At 33.2% G+C, this 13822-nt stretch carries 12 protein-coding genes and 1 tRNA gene; 2 read left to right on the top strand and 11 right to left on the bottom strand.

Annotated features, from left to right (window positions below):
* Window positions 1–21: 21 nt before the first annotated feature.
* The 10 genes from P3875_RS00635 to P3875_RS00680 form a co-directional block, all read right to left on the bottom strand.
* The gene (locus P3875_RS00635; protein ID WP_303444336.1) at window positions 22–1272 is read right to left on the bottom strand and encodes a site-specific integrase; all 1251 of its coding nucleotides are present in this window, start codon (window positions 1270–1272) and stop codon (window positions 22–24) included.
* A gap of 273 nt (window positions 1273–1545) precedes the next feature.
* A tRNA-Ser gene (locus tag P3875_RS00640) sits at window positions 1546–1630 on the bottom strand.
* Window positions 1631–1707: 77 nt separating this feature from the next.
* A complete protein-coding gene (gene ribB, locus P3875_RS00645; protein ID WP_303444337.1) occupies window positions 1708–2841 on the bottom strand; it encodes a 3,4-dihydroxy-2-butanone-4-phosphate synthase in 1134 nt (377 codons plus the stop codon).
* Window positions 2834–4285, bottom strand: a complete 1452-nt coding sequence (locus P3875_RS00650) for an LptF/LptG family permease (protein WP_303444338.1) — start codon at window positions 4283–4285, stop codon at window positions 2834–2836. The genes ribB and P3875_RS00650 overlap by 8 nt, the downstream gene beginning before the upstream one ends.
* 8 nt (window positions 4286–4293) lie before the next feature.
* The gene (locus tag P3875_RS00655; protein WP_303444339.1) at window positions 4294–4917 is read right to left on the bottom strand and encodes a LolA family protein; all 624 of its coding nucleotides are present in this window, start codon (window positions 4915–4917) and stop codon (window positions 4294–4296) included.
* Window positions 4917–7352 (bottom strand): DNA translocase FtsK, encoded by a 2436-nt coding sequence (locus P3875_RS00660; RefSeq protein ID WP_303444340.1) that lies wholly within the window; start codon window positions 7350–7352, stop codon window positions 4917–4919. Before P3875_RS00660 ends, P3875_RS00655 begins: the two co-directional genes overlap by 1 nt.
* 1 nt (window position 7353) lies before the next feature.
* Window positions 7354–7725 carry a diacylglycerol kinase family protein gene (locus tag P3875_RS00665; RefSeq protein ID WP_303444341.1) on the bottom strand — a complete coding sequence of 124 codons (372 nt, stop codon included), beginning with the start codon at window positions 7723–7725 and terminating at the stop codon, window positions 7354–7356.
* Window positions 7726–7822: 97 nt separating this feature from the next.
* Complete coding sequence (locus P3875_RS00670; protein WP_303444342.1) at window positions 7823–8080, bottom strand: DUF6952 family protein; 258 nt, start codon at window positions 8078–8080, stop codon at window positions 7823–7825.
* 2 nt (window positions 8081–8082) lie between these two features.
* Window positions 8083–8391, bottom strand: coding sequence for a thioredoxin family protein (locus P3875_RS00675; RefSeq protein WP_303445403.1), 309 nt, complete (start codon window positions 8389–8391; stop codon window positions 8083–8085).
* Between the two features lie 70 nt (window positions 8392–8461).
* Window positions 8462–9100, bottom strand: a complete 639-nt coding sequence (locus P3875_RS00680) for a peroxiredoxin (RefSeq protein ID WP_303444343.1) — start codon at window positions 9098–9100, stop codon at window positions 8462–8464.
* 220 nt (window positions 9101–9320) lie between these two features.
* Between P3875_RS00680 and P3875_RS00685 the strand changes: the two genes are divergently transcribed.
* Window positions 9321–11234 (top strand): amino acid permease, encoded by a 1914-nt coding sequence (locus P3875_RS00685; RefSeq protein ID WP_303444344.1) that lies wholly within the window; start codon window positions 9321–9323, stop codon window positions 11232–11234.
* Between the two features lie 49 nt (window positions 11235–11283).
* Here P3875_RS00685 and P3875_RS00690 read toward each other — a convergent pair whose 3' ends face one another.
* On the bottom strand, window positions 11284–12456 hold the full coding sequence (locus tag P3875_RS00690; protein WP_303444345.1) for a proline dehydrogenase family protein: 1173 nt from the start codon (window positions 12454–12456) through the stop codon (window positions 11284–11286).
* 75 nt (window positions 12457–12531) lie between these two features.
* On the opposite strand from P3875_RS00690, the gene aroB reads away from it, so the two are divergent.
* Window positions 12532–13599, top strand: a complete 1068-nt coding sequence (gene aroB / locus P3875_RS00695) for a 3-dehydroquinate synthase (RefSeq protein WP_303444346.1) — start codon at window positions 12532–12534, stop codon at window positions 13597–13599.
* Window positions 13600–13822 lie beyond the last annotated feature (223 nt).

A 13822-nucleotide genomic window follows, 5' to 3' on the forward strand; every position in this document is an offset into this window, starting at 1 on the left:
TGTTTATATTATTAAAAAGCATTAGATACTTGCCGTTTTGTAATCACTCTGATTTTTAGATAATGTAAATTTATCCTTCAAAATCTTCATGTCCTCACTAACTTTTCTATCTAATACTTTTGCATAATGCTGGGTTGTTCTTAAATTTTTATGCCCTAACATTTTGCTTACGCTTTCAATAGGAACACCATTTGTAAGTGTAACTGTTGTTGCAAAAGTATGTCGAGCAATGTGAAAGGTTAATTCTTTTTCGATTTCACAAACTCCAGCTATTTCTTTTAAATACGCATTCATCTTTTGGTTGGATAGGATAGGGAGTAGTTTGTCTTCATTGATACATTGCGGATGATTTTCGTATTTATCGATTATCATTTGAGTAACTGGAAGGATTGGGATTTTGGAAGCTGATTCTGTTTTTTGTCTACGAGTAAATATCCATTTCTCTCCATCAATACCATAGCTTATATGGGATTTTGTTAAGTTTTTTACATCAATATAGGCTAAGCCAGTAAAGCAGCTGAAAAGGAAGATATCGCGTACTAAAGACAATCGTTCGGTTTTAAAGTCTTTTTCAATCATAGCTTGAATTTCATCCTCGTTGAGGTACAGACGTTCCACTTCTTTGACTTTTGATTTATAGTTCGCAAACGGATTTTTATCAAGCCAATCATTAGCCAAACATATCTTGATTATTTTATTGAAATTCTTGATGTATTTGACTGCTGTATTGTTGGCACAGTTTCTAACACTTCTTAACCAGAATTCATAATCAGTTATAAAGGCATGATCAATCTTTGTAATATCAATATCAGAAATATTATATTTCCATTGCATGAATTCAATAGTATGCTTGAGCGAAGTAGTGTAGCGTTCTAATGTTCCTGGAGCGTATTCTTTTCCAACCAATTCTTTTATTTTGTTGTTGTGGTCTTGGAAGATAGGAACTAGCATTCTTTGTCTTTCTTCAGTTCCTAATATTTTGCTTTTGAAGTTTTCGATTGTTAGTGCTTCGTTTCGGTGGAGTAGTTCCATTTGTGCTTCTAAAACTTTCGCTTTCATCAAATCAAGGTAACTATTGATTGAACGTGCTTCTTCTGAAGTACCTTTCATTTTGGATAATTCATTAGACCATTTTGTCTTTTCTACGAACTTTTTGGTACTAAACTCTAATCGTTTTCCATCAACTGTTAATCTTACATAAATAGGAAGTAGTCCGTTTGCATTGGCTTTTGTGCTTTTGGCATAAAAGTGAAGTGTGATTTTTGTTTTCATTGTGGTGACCAATTAATTATTACTCAATTTAATTTCCTGATTGAAAACAAACAAGATGTTTGATGAGTGAACAAGCTATTAAACACGTCATTAAACCGCCTATTTTCAATACTTTTGAGAGTTTAGCGAGACCCTAATTTTGGATTTTTTTAGGGTCTCGATTTTATCTCGATTTAAATAAGATTGAATGAATAATTTGACATGATTGCAAAAGAAAAAACCCTGTAAATCATAAGATTTACAGGGTTTTGCTGCCGTTTAGGATTTTTTCAGCGGAGAAAGAGGGATTCGAACCCCCGGACCTGTTACAGTCAACAGTTTTCAAGACTGCCGCATTCGACCACTCTGCCATTTCTCCTTAACGTTGTTTCCTTCGTTAATTGTGGTGCAAATATAAATTGATTTTTTTAACTAGCAAATAAAAAATTAAAAAAATTAAAAATTAATATATTCTTTTATTTCTAAGCCGTAGCCCACCATTCCTACACGTTTGCTGTGCTGTGAGTTACTCATTAATTTTAATTTGGTAATATTTAAATCGTGTAAAATTTGAGCGCCAATTCCAAAATCTTTACTATCTAATTGTATTTTAGGTGCTTTTACAACTCCGCTTGTTTCAGTTTGTAACTCTTTTAACTCGTTTAAGCGTTTTAATAAATCAAGGGTGTTGTATTCTTGATTGATAAATAAAATGGCACCTTTACCTTCTTTTTCTATTGCCTGAAACATTAACTCAAGTTTTTCGTCTTGATTGTTGGTTAAGTGTCCTAAAATATCGTTGTTTACTTGTGATGAGTTTATACGTGTTAAAACAGTATCGCCTGTGTTCCAAATTCCTTTAGTTAAAGCAATGTGTACTTGTTTGTTGGTTATTTGTAAATAAGCGCGTAGGCGGTAAGTGCCAAATTTTGTTTGTATGTCAAAATCTTCTTTTTTCTGAATCAAACTGTCGTGTTTCATACGGTAAGCCACTAAATCTTCAATAGAAATTAACTTCATATCAAATTTTTTAGCAACTTCCATTAACTGTGGTAAACGGGCCATAGATCCGTCTTCATTTAAAATTTCAACCAAAATACCAGCAGGTTTAAAACCAGCTAAACGGGCTAAATCAACAGCAGCTTCGGTATGACCGGTACGTCTTAAAACGCCTCCTTCTTTTGCAATTAGTGGAAATATATGTCCTGGGCGACCTAAATCTTCAGGTTTTGTATCTTCTTTTACTAAAAATTCAATGGTTTTAGAGCGATCATGTGCCGATATACCTGTTGTGCATCCATGCCCAATTAAATCTACCGATACCGTAAAAGCAGTTTGGTGTAACACGGTGTTGTTTACTACCATGGGTTGTAAATCTAACTCTTTGCAACGTTTTTGGGTTAAAGGGGCACATATTAATCCACGGCCGTGTGTTGCCATGAAGTTAATCATTTCGGGAGTTACTTTTTCGGCAGCAGCTATAAAATCGCCTTCGTTTTCGCGGTCTTCATCATCAACCACTATAATTATTTTACCTTGACGAATGTCTTCTATAGCTTCTTCAATGGTATTTAGTTTAATATCAAGCATTGTTTGTGTTGTTTTGTTTCTTTTTAAATTTTGATTTTAAATAGCTGGTAATAGGATACAGTAAATTATCAATACTGTTTATACCGCGATCTTTTGTGGCTTTGTACGTAAATATAATAGCCAATGGCAATAATACCAAGGTTGATAACCACGCGCCTAAAAATGCTGTAATACCATTTTCTTGCGCTAGTTTTTTGCCAAAAGTATTTATAAAATGATAGGTTATAAATATTAATACAGCAAATACCATAGGTAAACCTAAACCACCTTTTCTAATAATTGCACCTAATGGAGCGCCTATAAAAAACATTAATAAACAAGAAAAAGCGATAACAAATTTTTCGTACAAAGCAATCCAGTGGCGGTTTATATGCTTTTCTTTTTCGGTTATAATGGTTTGATTGTTTGATATGTTAAACTTTATATTTTCAATTACAGCAATGGCATTTGAATATAGTTTTATTTTTTGCGAACGTTTTTTTAATTGTAAAAGCGAATCTAATGAAACGGGATAGTACTTTATTTCATATTCTTTTACAGTGTTTGATAAAAACAAACGCGCATTTTCTTTATCAGCTTCGGCATGTGCGCTATATTCGTTTTTTAAATTTGTGTTTAATGAATCTAAAGTGTAGTTTAATTGCTTTATATTCATCATATTGGCTGTGTTTGATATTTCTTGTAATTCTTCTTCGGATTTATCGAATTCAGAAACATCAATACTCATTATATAGTGTTTGAAGTCTGATTTTATGAATGGTTTTTTTACATTTGATCGTTTTGATGTTACATCTTCGTAATAATTTCCATCAAATAAATGCAATTTTAAAATAGGACTGTTTTCGTTGGTTTCAATTTTACCTGTTTTAGCTTTTATTACTGTTTTATTTAAACTGTTTTGCTGATTTATTACGTGCATGGTAACATTGCGCAGCTTTTCGTCGTTTTCGCCTGATTTTTCATCAACCTTAATGTTAATGGCACCTAAGCTGTTAAATTGCCCTGCAGTTATTGCCATAGCAGGTTTGGTGTGAATAATATCACGACGCATATTAACAAACTTAAATTCTGATTTGGGAGCAACGTTGTTTATAAACCAAAACGATATGCCTGAAAGTAACAAAATGAAAACAATTAAAGAACGCATGGCTCTTTGCAATGAAATACCAGACGATTTCATGGCAGCAAATTCATAGTTTTCAGAAAAATCGCCAAACGTCATGATTGATGCTAGTAATACCGATAAGGGTAATACCATTGGTATCATTTTAGGCGAGTAAAAAAATAAAAACTTAAATATGGTAATAAAATCAAGGTCTTTACCGGCTATATCGCCAATAAAGACCCAAATTCCTTGTAAAACAAAAATAAAGAATAAGATTGCAAATACCGATAAAAATGTTTTTACAAAACTTATTAATATGTAACGATCAAGTATTTTCACGTGTTACTTTAATCTAAATTGTTGATGTAATAATTTGGATATTTTGATTTAGCAAAGGTAAAAAGGTTTTTTGACAATGCTTGATTTGTTTTGAAAGATTTTAACGTAATTATAGTTTTACTTCCATTTTTATTTACATCGGTACGGTTGTAAATAGTTTTGTTCTTAGTATCAATACCTAAAAAAATTTCTTTTACTCCGTTTTTATTTGTTGGAATTAATTTTATGTATTGTATGCTTTTACCACCTATGGTTTGTTTTTTATCCCAAACGTAGGTGTATCCTTTTTTGTAAAACGATAATATACTGGCAATGCTTGCTGTTTGCATTTGGGTGTGTTGCGCACTGGCAATGGTGATTTCTTCTTCGTTTGGGTTAATAATGTACATTTTAGCTCCATCATACATTTGTGTAATCCCCATAAAATCAACCAAGTATTTATCGCCTTGTATAGTGGCTTTTCCGGTTGTTTCTTGTTTACCGTTGTTAAAACTAAATTGCATAACCATGTTTTTATAGGTTTTAGTTTTTGCCGAAACTTCGTCTAACAATTTTTTTGCTGCTGCTGCATTTTGTGCATGGCTGGTAATTCCTATAAATAAAATGGTAAGTAAGGTTGCTATTTTTTTCATTACATTCTTTCTTTTTCGTTGGTTAAAAATTCGTCTAAAGAAACTAAATCAGGTATGTTTACAGAGCGCGCTTTGCTGCCTTCAAACGGGCCTACAATACCAGCTGCTTCTAACTGGTCAATTAATCGGCCGGCACGGTTGTAGCCTAATTTTAGTTTGCGTTGTAATAACGATGCCGATCCTTGTTGCGCAGTTACTATAATTTCTGCAGCTTCGCGGAACATTACATCGCGGTCTGCAATATCAATATCAAGACTTGTGCCACTTTCTTCGCCAACGTATTCTGGTAACAAATAAGCATCGCCATATCCTTTTTGTCCGCCAATAAATTCGGTGATTTTTTCAACCTCAGGCGTATCTACAAAACCACATTGTACGCGCACCATATCGTTACCTTGAGTGAATAACAAATCACCACGACCAATTAATTGATCGGCACCAGGGCCATCTAATATAGTTCGTGAATCTATTTTTGAACTTACCCTAAAGGCAATTCTTGCAGGGAAATTGGCTTTGATAATACCAGTAATTACGTTTACCGATGGACGTTGTGTGGCAATAATTAAGTGAATACCAATTGCACGTGCTAATTGTGCCAAACGGGCAATAGGGGTTTCTACTTCTTTACCTGCAGTCATAATTAAATCGGCAAATTCATCAACAACCAAAACAATATACGGTAAAAATCGATGTCCTAATTCAGGGTTTAGTTTGCGTTGTTTAAATTTTTCGTTGTATTCTTTAATGTTTCTAACCATGGCATCTTTCAATAAAGAATAACGGTTGTCCATTTCAATACATAACGAGTTTAATGTATTGATTACTTTAGTGTTATCTGTAATTATGGCGTCTTCGGTATCGGGTAATTTTGCTAAAAAATGACGCTCTATTTTGTTAAATAAAGTTAACTCTACTTTTTTAGGATCTACTAAAACAAATTTTACTTCGGCAGGATGTTTTTTGTATAATAACGATGTCAATACGGCATTTAAACCAACCGATTTACCTTGACCTGTAGCACCTGCCATCAATAAATGGGGCATTTTAGCTAAATCAAATACAAATGTTTCGTTTGATATGGTTTTACCAATGGCAACTGGTAATTCCATTTCGGCGTTTTGAAATTTTGGTGACAAAATCAACGATTTCATTGATACCGTTGTGGGTTTTGTATTTGGTACTTCTATACCAATAGTTCCTTTACCCGGAATAGGTGCTATGATACGGATTCCTAAAGCAGATAAAGACAAAGCAATGTCGTCTTCTAAACTTTTAATTTTTGAAATGCGTATGCCGGCATCGGGTACTATTTCGTACAAAGTTACGGTTGGCCCAACAGTTGCCTTAATTTGCGCAATGCCTATTTTGTAATTGTTAAGGGTTTCAACAATTCGATTTTTGTTTTCTTCTAACTCGGCTTGATTTATGGTAATGCCACCACTAGCATGTTCAAACAACAATTCGGTAGTAGGGAATTGGTATTTTGATAATTCTAAGGTAGGATCAAATAAACCAAAGTTTTCTACAATTTTGGTAGATAAATCTTCGTCTGAAATAGTTTCTTCTTGAGTAGTTTCAATGATGAATTCTTCGTGATGAGGTTCTTTTTTGCTGTTATCGTTTACAGAAAAATTTGTTGAAAAATCGTTGTTTTCTTCTTTATCAACACTAAAATCTATTTCGGTAATAGGTTCAGGTGTTGCAATAGGTTTTGCAACAGCTACAGGTGGTTGTGTAACTTTTGGTTCGTTATTTACAGTTTGTGGTTGTGGTGTTGGTACAGGTTTTACTGGTTCGGTTTTTATGATATCTTCAGCCTTTTCTAGATTGTCTTTTATTTTAGCGTGTGTATTGGTTACTACGCTTGTAAATGATTTAGGGGTCATTTTTATTCTAAAAATCAAGAAAAAAATCAACATAAAAACCACCACTAAAAGGGCGCCAATTTGTCCAATATAATCTTGTAAATAATCGTTCATTTCAAAACCTACAATTCCGCCTAAAAAAGGGTACGAAGCTCCAAAATAACCAAGTGCTATAGAAAGTACAATAATGGTAAATAAATCCCAAAAAAGCATACGGCGTAAGCTTGTTGCGTTAAAACGAATGCCAAACCAAAGGGCAATTTCGCCAAATATTTTTACAAATAGAAACGATGCTACACCAAAACCTTCAAAAATAAAGGTATGTGCCAGCCATGCGCCCAATTTACCAACCCAATTTTGTGGCTCTAAATCGCGGTTATTTAATTGGTTTACCATGCTTTGATCGTATGAACCGGTTGTGAAATACGATAAAAAACTGCACAATAAAATTAAGGTAAACATTAAAAATAAAGTGCCAAATATAAAACGGATGCGTGCCCCGTTTGTAGCTGTTTCTTTAGGTTGGGCTTGCTTGGTGTTTTTTGTATCTGTTTTTTTCTTTGTGGTCATTTTAAACTATTTTTGGTATGTAAATAATAGCACCTATGATTACGGCTGTTAATGCGGCAAAGGTAACTGCACCTGCTGCGATGTCTTTAATAAAACCTATTTTTTTATCGAAATTGGGTTGTATGTAATCGCAAATTGCTTCAATAGCAGTATTTAAACTTTCGGCGGTTAAAACTAAACCTATTGCAAAAATTTGAAACAACCATTCTATCTTGGTTATTTTAAAATAAAAACCTGCTCCGCACATAAGCACCCCAATTATTAACTGCGTTATTATGCTATGTTCGGTTGTAATTAAAAGGTAAAAGCCTTTTAATGCGTAGGTTATACTTTTTATTCGACCCAATAGAAACGATGTTTTTTTTGGTTTCATTTACAAACAATTTTGGCAAAATTACAGAAAATATTTGGCTTTGCAGAAATAAAAAAACCACGAGTTTTGCTCGTGGTTTTTTGTGTATTTTTAAGTGTTATTTATCAATAGACCCTAATACGCGTTGCATAAAGGTATTTAAAGCTTCTTTTTTAGGGGTGCCTTCTTTAATTAGTTTGTTTACTTCAAGTGCACCGTACATATTTGATATTAGTTCGCCAATTACATCTAGCTCTTCGTCTTTTAACGATGGTATTTCGGTTAATGCTTCTAACACTTCAATAGTTTCGTTAATATAATCTTGGTCGTTATCTTCAATAAATTGAGTAAGGTGTTTAATAACAGGTAGTTTCATAATTAGGCTAATTTGTTTACTAATTCTGCTAAAACATCGGCTTTGTTGGTTTGTGTTTCGTCAACTAAAGTACCATTGTTGTAAATGGCAAAGGTAGGTAAGTTTGATACGTTGGCTAATTTTCTTGATTCAGGAAACTTTTCAGCGTCAACAATTACAAACGTTACGTTTTCTTTTTCGGTAGCCATTTTTTTAAATTTGGGTTTCATAATACGGCAGTTCCCGCACCACGATGCCGAAAATTGCACTGCTACTTTAGGATTTTGTGCAATAATATCTTGTAAATTATCTTGTTCTAATTCTAATAACATCATTTTTTTAGTTTTTGGTTAAGTTCAAAGTTTAAAAACTATGTTTTAAACTTTGAACTATTAAGGTTGATTAGTGTTTTGCTAAGTATTCTGCAGTAGAATTGCGGTTTGCATTCATTGCTTCTTTTCCTTCTTCCCAGTTAGCCGGGCAAACTTCACCATGTGTTTGTACGTGTGTGTACGCATCAATTAAACGGATGTATTCGTTTACATTACGACCTAATGGCATATCGTTTACCGATTCGTGGAAAATTTTTCCTGTTTCATCAATTAAATAAGTTGCACGGAATGTTACGTTTGATCCTTCAATTTGTACCGAATCTAATTCTTCGTTATAAACTTCTGCAGTAACATCTAAAATTCCTAAAACGCTAGATAAATTACGAGTAGTATCAGCTAATAAAGGATAAGTTACACCTTCAATACCACCGTTGTCTTTTGCAGTGTTTAACCAAGCAAAATGTACTTCGTTAGTATCGCATGATGCACCAATTACCATAGTATTTCTTTTTTCAAACTCTGGTAAAGCTGCTTGAAAAGCGTGTAATTCTGTAGGACAAACAAAAGTAAAATCTTTAGGATACCAAAATAATAATACTTTTTTGTTGTTTTTTGTAGCTTCTTCTAATACGTTAATACGTAAATCGTCACCCATTTCAGAAATTGCATCTACCGTAATGTTTGGGAATTGTTTTCCAACTAATGCCATAATAATTCTATTTTTAAGTTTGTAATTTGTTAATTATTTATTTTTTCTGATACAAAAGTACAAGCAATTTTAAGTTCTATCATAAATAATTTATTGTTAATATTTATTAGTTGATAGATTTTGTTTATTTAAACGATTTTACATTTTGTAAACATCTTTCTGTAAAATTAAGTAGATTTACGCAATTAAAAAATAACAACGGTCATACTTTTTACATATTATGAACATATTCCGAAAAAAAAATATTAACGATATTCTTGCTGAATTAAAGCATAACGAAGGTGAAAATAACCAGTTGGGGAAATTTTTAAGTCAAAAAGATTTAATTTTTTTTGGTATTGCAGCCATTGTAGGTGCTGGCGTTTTTAGTACCATAGGGCAAGCTAGTTACGATGGTGGCCCAGCGGTTATATTTTTATTTATGTTTACGGCTTTAGCATGTGGTTTTGCGGCTATGGCTTATGCCGAATTTGCATCAATGGTACCGGTTTCGGGCAGTGCGTACACCTATAGTTATGTGGCATTTGGCGAAGTGATTGCTTGGATAATTGGGTGGTCGTTAATTATGGAATATGCTGTGGGAAACATTACCTTGGCAATTTCGTGGAGCGATTATTTTACGGGTTTACTCAGCAATATGGGTATTCATTTACCCCAATGGATACAAATGGATTATCTTTCGGCTCATGAAGGTTTTAACAATGCAACAGCTTTAATGAGTGGTGGTAAGGCATTTGAAAATTTACCCACCGATTTACAATTAGCTTACAATGCATGGACAAATGCGCCCCAATTAATTGGTTTTCATTTTGTTGCCGATTTACCTGCTTTGGCAATTATTATTTTAATTACCTGGTTAGTGTATCGCGGTATGAAAGAATCGCGCAACGCAAGTAACATAATGGTTTATGTAAAATTAGCTGTAATTGCACTGGTATTAATTGTGGGTGTTTTTTATGTTGATGTTGCTAATTTTAACCCATTTGCACCCAACGGTTTATCGGGCGTTTTAAAAGGTGTATCGGCTGTTTTTTTTGCATATATTGGTTTTGATGCTATTTCAACTACTGCTGAAGAATGTAAAAACCCTCAGCACGATTTGCCCCGAAGTATGATTTGGTCTATTGTTATTTGTACCATTTTGTATATTGCTATTGCTTTGGTATTAACGGGTATGGTAAATTATAAAGAGCTGCAAGTAGGTGATCCGCTAGCCTATGTTTTTGATAAAGTAAACCTAAAATGGTTTGCTGGTATTGTAGCAGTTAGTGCAGTAGTGGCAATGGCAAGTGTGCTTTTGGTTTTTCAAATGGGACAACCTAGAATTTGGATGAGTATGAGCCGCGATGGATTACTACCACCAAAATTTGCTAAAATTCATCCTAAATATAAAACACCATCGTTTGCAACTATAGTTACCGGTTTTGTTGTAGCAATACCTGCTTTGTTTATGAATTTAACTATGGTTACCGATTTATGTAGTATTGGCACTCTGTTTGCCTTTGCATTGGTTTGTGCAGGTGTTTTGGTTTTGCAAGATAAAGCAGTGCCGCGTGGTAAATTTAGAATACCTTATATTAATGGAAAATACATTTTAATTGTTGGTTTTTTGGTTGGTTTAACTGCTGCTTTTATGTGGAATAAAAAAGGAGTAGAAACATTTGTTTACAATACACCACAAGTTTATGAACCAACCCATTTTGTTACTCAACTTTCTAAAAAAGAGGCTTTAAAAATGGTTGATTATGTTGAAACTTCCCATCATATTAATCCAGCTGATTTTAATAATGATTTAGAAGCAATGCTTACTACAGTTAAAGAACATGCACCTGAACAATATGTGACTTTGATTGAAAAAGCACCCATAAATAAAAAATTAAAGTTTGAAACCGGTTTTAGCCTTTTTAAACACAAAATACCTATGTGGTTGTTTTTGTTTGCAATGGTATTTTTGTGTATTTGGAGTTTTAAAAAGAACCTTTCGTTAATACCTATGTTGGGCTTAATTTGTTGTTTGTACATGATGGCCGAATTAACCATTTGGAACTGGCTATACTTTACCATTTGGTTGCTGATTGGCTTGTTAATTTACTTTAGCTACTCACGTTTTCATAGTAAATTACAAAGAAAATAATTTGTGGTTTATAAAAAATAAAGCACTCTTTTTAAGGAGTGCTTTGTTTTTATTTAGATCTTCTTCGTTTTAATTCTTTATCTAACAAATCTAATTCGCGGTTTGTTTGTCCTGCAACCGAAGTGTTTTCGTTGGCACGGCGAATTAAATAAGGTACTACATCGTACACCGGGCCAAAAGGTAAATATTTAGCAACATTGTATTTATGGTTGGCAAGGTTGTAACTAATGTTGTCGCTCATGCCATACAATTGTCCAAACCATATACGTTTATCGGTTTGTGCAATATTGTTTTTGTGCATTAAATCAATTAATAAATAACTGCTTTCTTCGTTATGAGTACCTGCAAATAAAGCCATTTTATTATCTAAATTTTCGGCAATATAGGTCATGGTTTTATTAAAGGTAGCGTCGGTTTGTGCTTTGGTAGCGCAAATAGGTGAAGGGTAGCCTTTTTCTTCGGCACGCGCACGTTCTTTTTCCATATAAGCTCCACGCACTACTTTAAAACCCACATGAAAACCTTCACATAATGCAATTGAATGGGTGTTTTTTACAAAATCAAAACGATCCCAACGATACGTTTGTGCGGTGTTAAAAACAATACATTTTTCTTTATTATATGCACGCATCATATCTAAAACCAAATCATCGGCAGCATCTTGCATCCAACTTTCTTCGGCATCAATTAAAAGCAAAACATCTTTTTCGTAAGCCGTTTTACAAATGCTGTTAAAACGCTCAACAATACGGTTCCATTCAGTTTGTTCATCATCGGTAAACGGTATGTTAGCGCCTTTCTTTTCAAATAATTCAAATCTACCAACGCCTGTTGGTTTAAATACGGCAAAAGGTATGGCATTTTTTTCTTTAGCAAATTCAATTGTTTTTAAAGTCATTTGCAAAGCATGGTCAAATTGTGTTTCGGTTTCTTTTCCTTCCACTGAATAATCTAAAACCGACGAAACGCCTTTTGTATACATTTTATCAACCACTTTTAAGCAGTCTTCTTCGGTAACACCTCCACAAAAATGATCAAAAACCGTAGATTTTATTAAACCTTTCACAGGCAAGTTTGCATTTATAGCAAAATTAGTTAACGATGTGCCCAATTTAACCAACGTATTGCTGCTAATTAATTTAAATAAATAATAGGCTTTATTTAATTCGGTGTTGTTTTTTAATGCAAAAGCAACTTCGGTATTATCAAATATCTTCTCCATTTTGGTTTAAAGTTGTAGCGCAAAGATACAATAGTTCTAAAAATTGAATTATTTTTACAGCAAATTTTTTTAGGCATGCAAATACAAGCATCTAATTATACTGTTTTTTTTGGAACCGATGGCTATGCTTCACTTTCACAGTTTGTTAGCGAAAAAAAATACAGTAAAATTGTTTTATTGGTTGATGAAAATACCGCAGTTCACTGTTTAAATTACGTGATGCAATGGTTGGCTGTTGACGTTTTGTTTGAAATTTTAGAGATTGAAAGCGGTGAAGAAAACAAAAATTTGGAAACTTGTACCGCTGTTTGGGAAAGCCTAACCGAATTAAATATTGACCGTAAAGCGTTATTAATTAACGTAGGCGGTGGTATGGTTTGTGATTTGGGCGGATTTGTTGCCGCAACTTATAAACGCGGAATTGATTTTGTAAACATACCAACCAGTTTATTGGCTATGGTTGATGCATCGGTTGGTACAAAAACCGGTGTAAATTTAGGGGGATTAAAAAATATGGTAGGTAGTTTTACGGCCCCACAAATGGTTTTGATTGATACCGCTTTTTTAGAAACCTTACCCGCAAACCAAATGCGATCAGGCTTGGCAGAAATGTATAAACACGGTTTAATTGCCGATGCATCGTACTGGAATCAACTTAAAAATTTAAGTGAATTAACAACTGAAGATTTAATGTTGTTAATTTATCATTCCGTATCAATAAAAAACGAAATTGTTTTGCAAGATCCACTAGAAAAAAACGTGCGTAAACTGTTAAATTTTGGACATACTTTAGGGCATGTTATTGAAACGTATAGTCATGCGGGTAAAGGCTTAACCCCTTTATTACATGGCGAAGCAGTTGCTGTGGGTATGATTTTAGAAGCGTATATTTCTTACAAAAACAACTTGTTAACAAAAAAAATGTACACTGAAATAAAAGAAACTTTAAATTTGATGTACGAAAATATTGTTTTTACCGAAAATGATATTGAAATTTGCTGCAATTTACTGATACACGACAAAAAGAACGAAAACAACAATATACAGTTTACACTTTTAAACGGAATTGGTAGCGGAATTATAAACCAAACTGTTGATAAAGCATTGATTTACGAAGCTTTCAACAATTATGTAACAAACTAATTTTAACGTTATAACATTTTGTAAGTGAACAAAAATTGTAACATTTATAGTAAAAATATTTTTAAGCCATTCATAAAAAATTTGAGATGGGTAGCAAAGCAATTGCATTTTTTTACTTTGGTTTACAAGCCTTTTAAAACGGTTACCAAAAACCAAACGTACACTGAAAAATTATCTATTGCTTTTGCTAATTTAAGAGTTTGAAAAGGTATTCATAAATACA

Source organism: Myroides sp. JBRI-B21084 (assembly GCF_030545015.1).
Taxonomy (GTDB): Bacteria; Bacteroidota; Bacteroidia; order Flavobacteriales; family Flavobacteriaceae; genus Flavobacterium.

Coding starts and splice junctions, on each gene's coding strand:
- P3875_RS00635 (WP_303444336.1), bottom strand. CDS start 1,272: ATGAAAACAAAAATCACACTTCACTTTTATGCCAAAAGCACAAAAGCC.
- ribB (WP_303444337.1), bottom strand. CDS start 2,841: ATGCTTGATATTAAACTAAATACCATTGAAGAAGCTATAGAAGACATT.
- P3875_RS00655 (WP_303444339.1), bottom strand. CDS start 4,917: ATGAAAAAAATAGCAACCTTACTTACCATTTTATTTATAGGAATTACC.
- P3875_RS00660 (WP_303444340.1), bottom strand. CDS start 7,352: ATGACCACAAAGAAAAAAACAGATACAAAAAACACCAAGCAAGCCCAA.
- P3875_RS00665 (WP_303444341.1), bottom strand. CDS start 7,725: ATGAAACCAAAAAAAACATCGTTTCTATTGGGTCGAATAAAAAGTATA.
- P3875_RS00670 (WP_303444342.1), bottom strand. CDS start 8,080: ATGAAACTACCTGTTATTAAACACCTTACTCAATTTATTGAAGATAAC.
- P3875_RS00675 (WP_303445403.1), bottom strand. CDS start 8,391: ATGTTATTAGAATTAGAACAAGATAATTTACAAGATATTATTGCACAA.
- P3875_RS00680 (WP_303444343.1), bottom strand. CDS start 9,100: ATGGCATTAGTTGGAAAACAATTCCCAAACATTACGGTAGATGCAATT.
- P3875_RS00685 (WP_303444344.1), top strand. CDS start 9,321: ATGAACATATTCCGAAAAAAAAATATTAACGATATTCTTGCTGAATTA.
- P3875_RS00690 (WP_303444345.1), bottom strand. CDS start 12,456: ATGGAGAAGATATTTGATAATACCGAAGTTGCTTTTGCATTAAAAAAC.
- aroB (WP_303444346.1), top strand. CDS start 12,532: ATGCAAATACAAGCATCTAATTATACTGTTTTTTTTGGAACCGATGGC.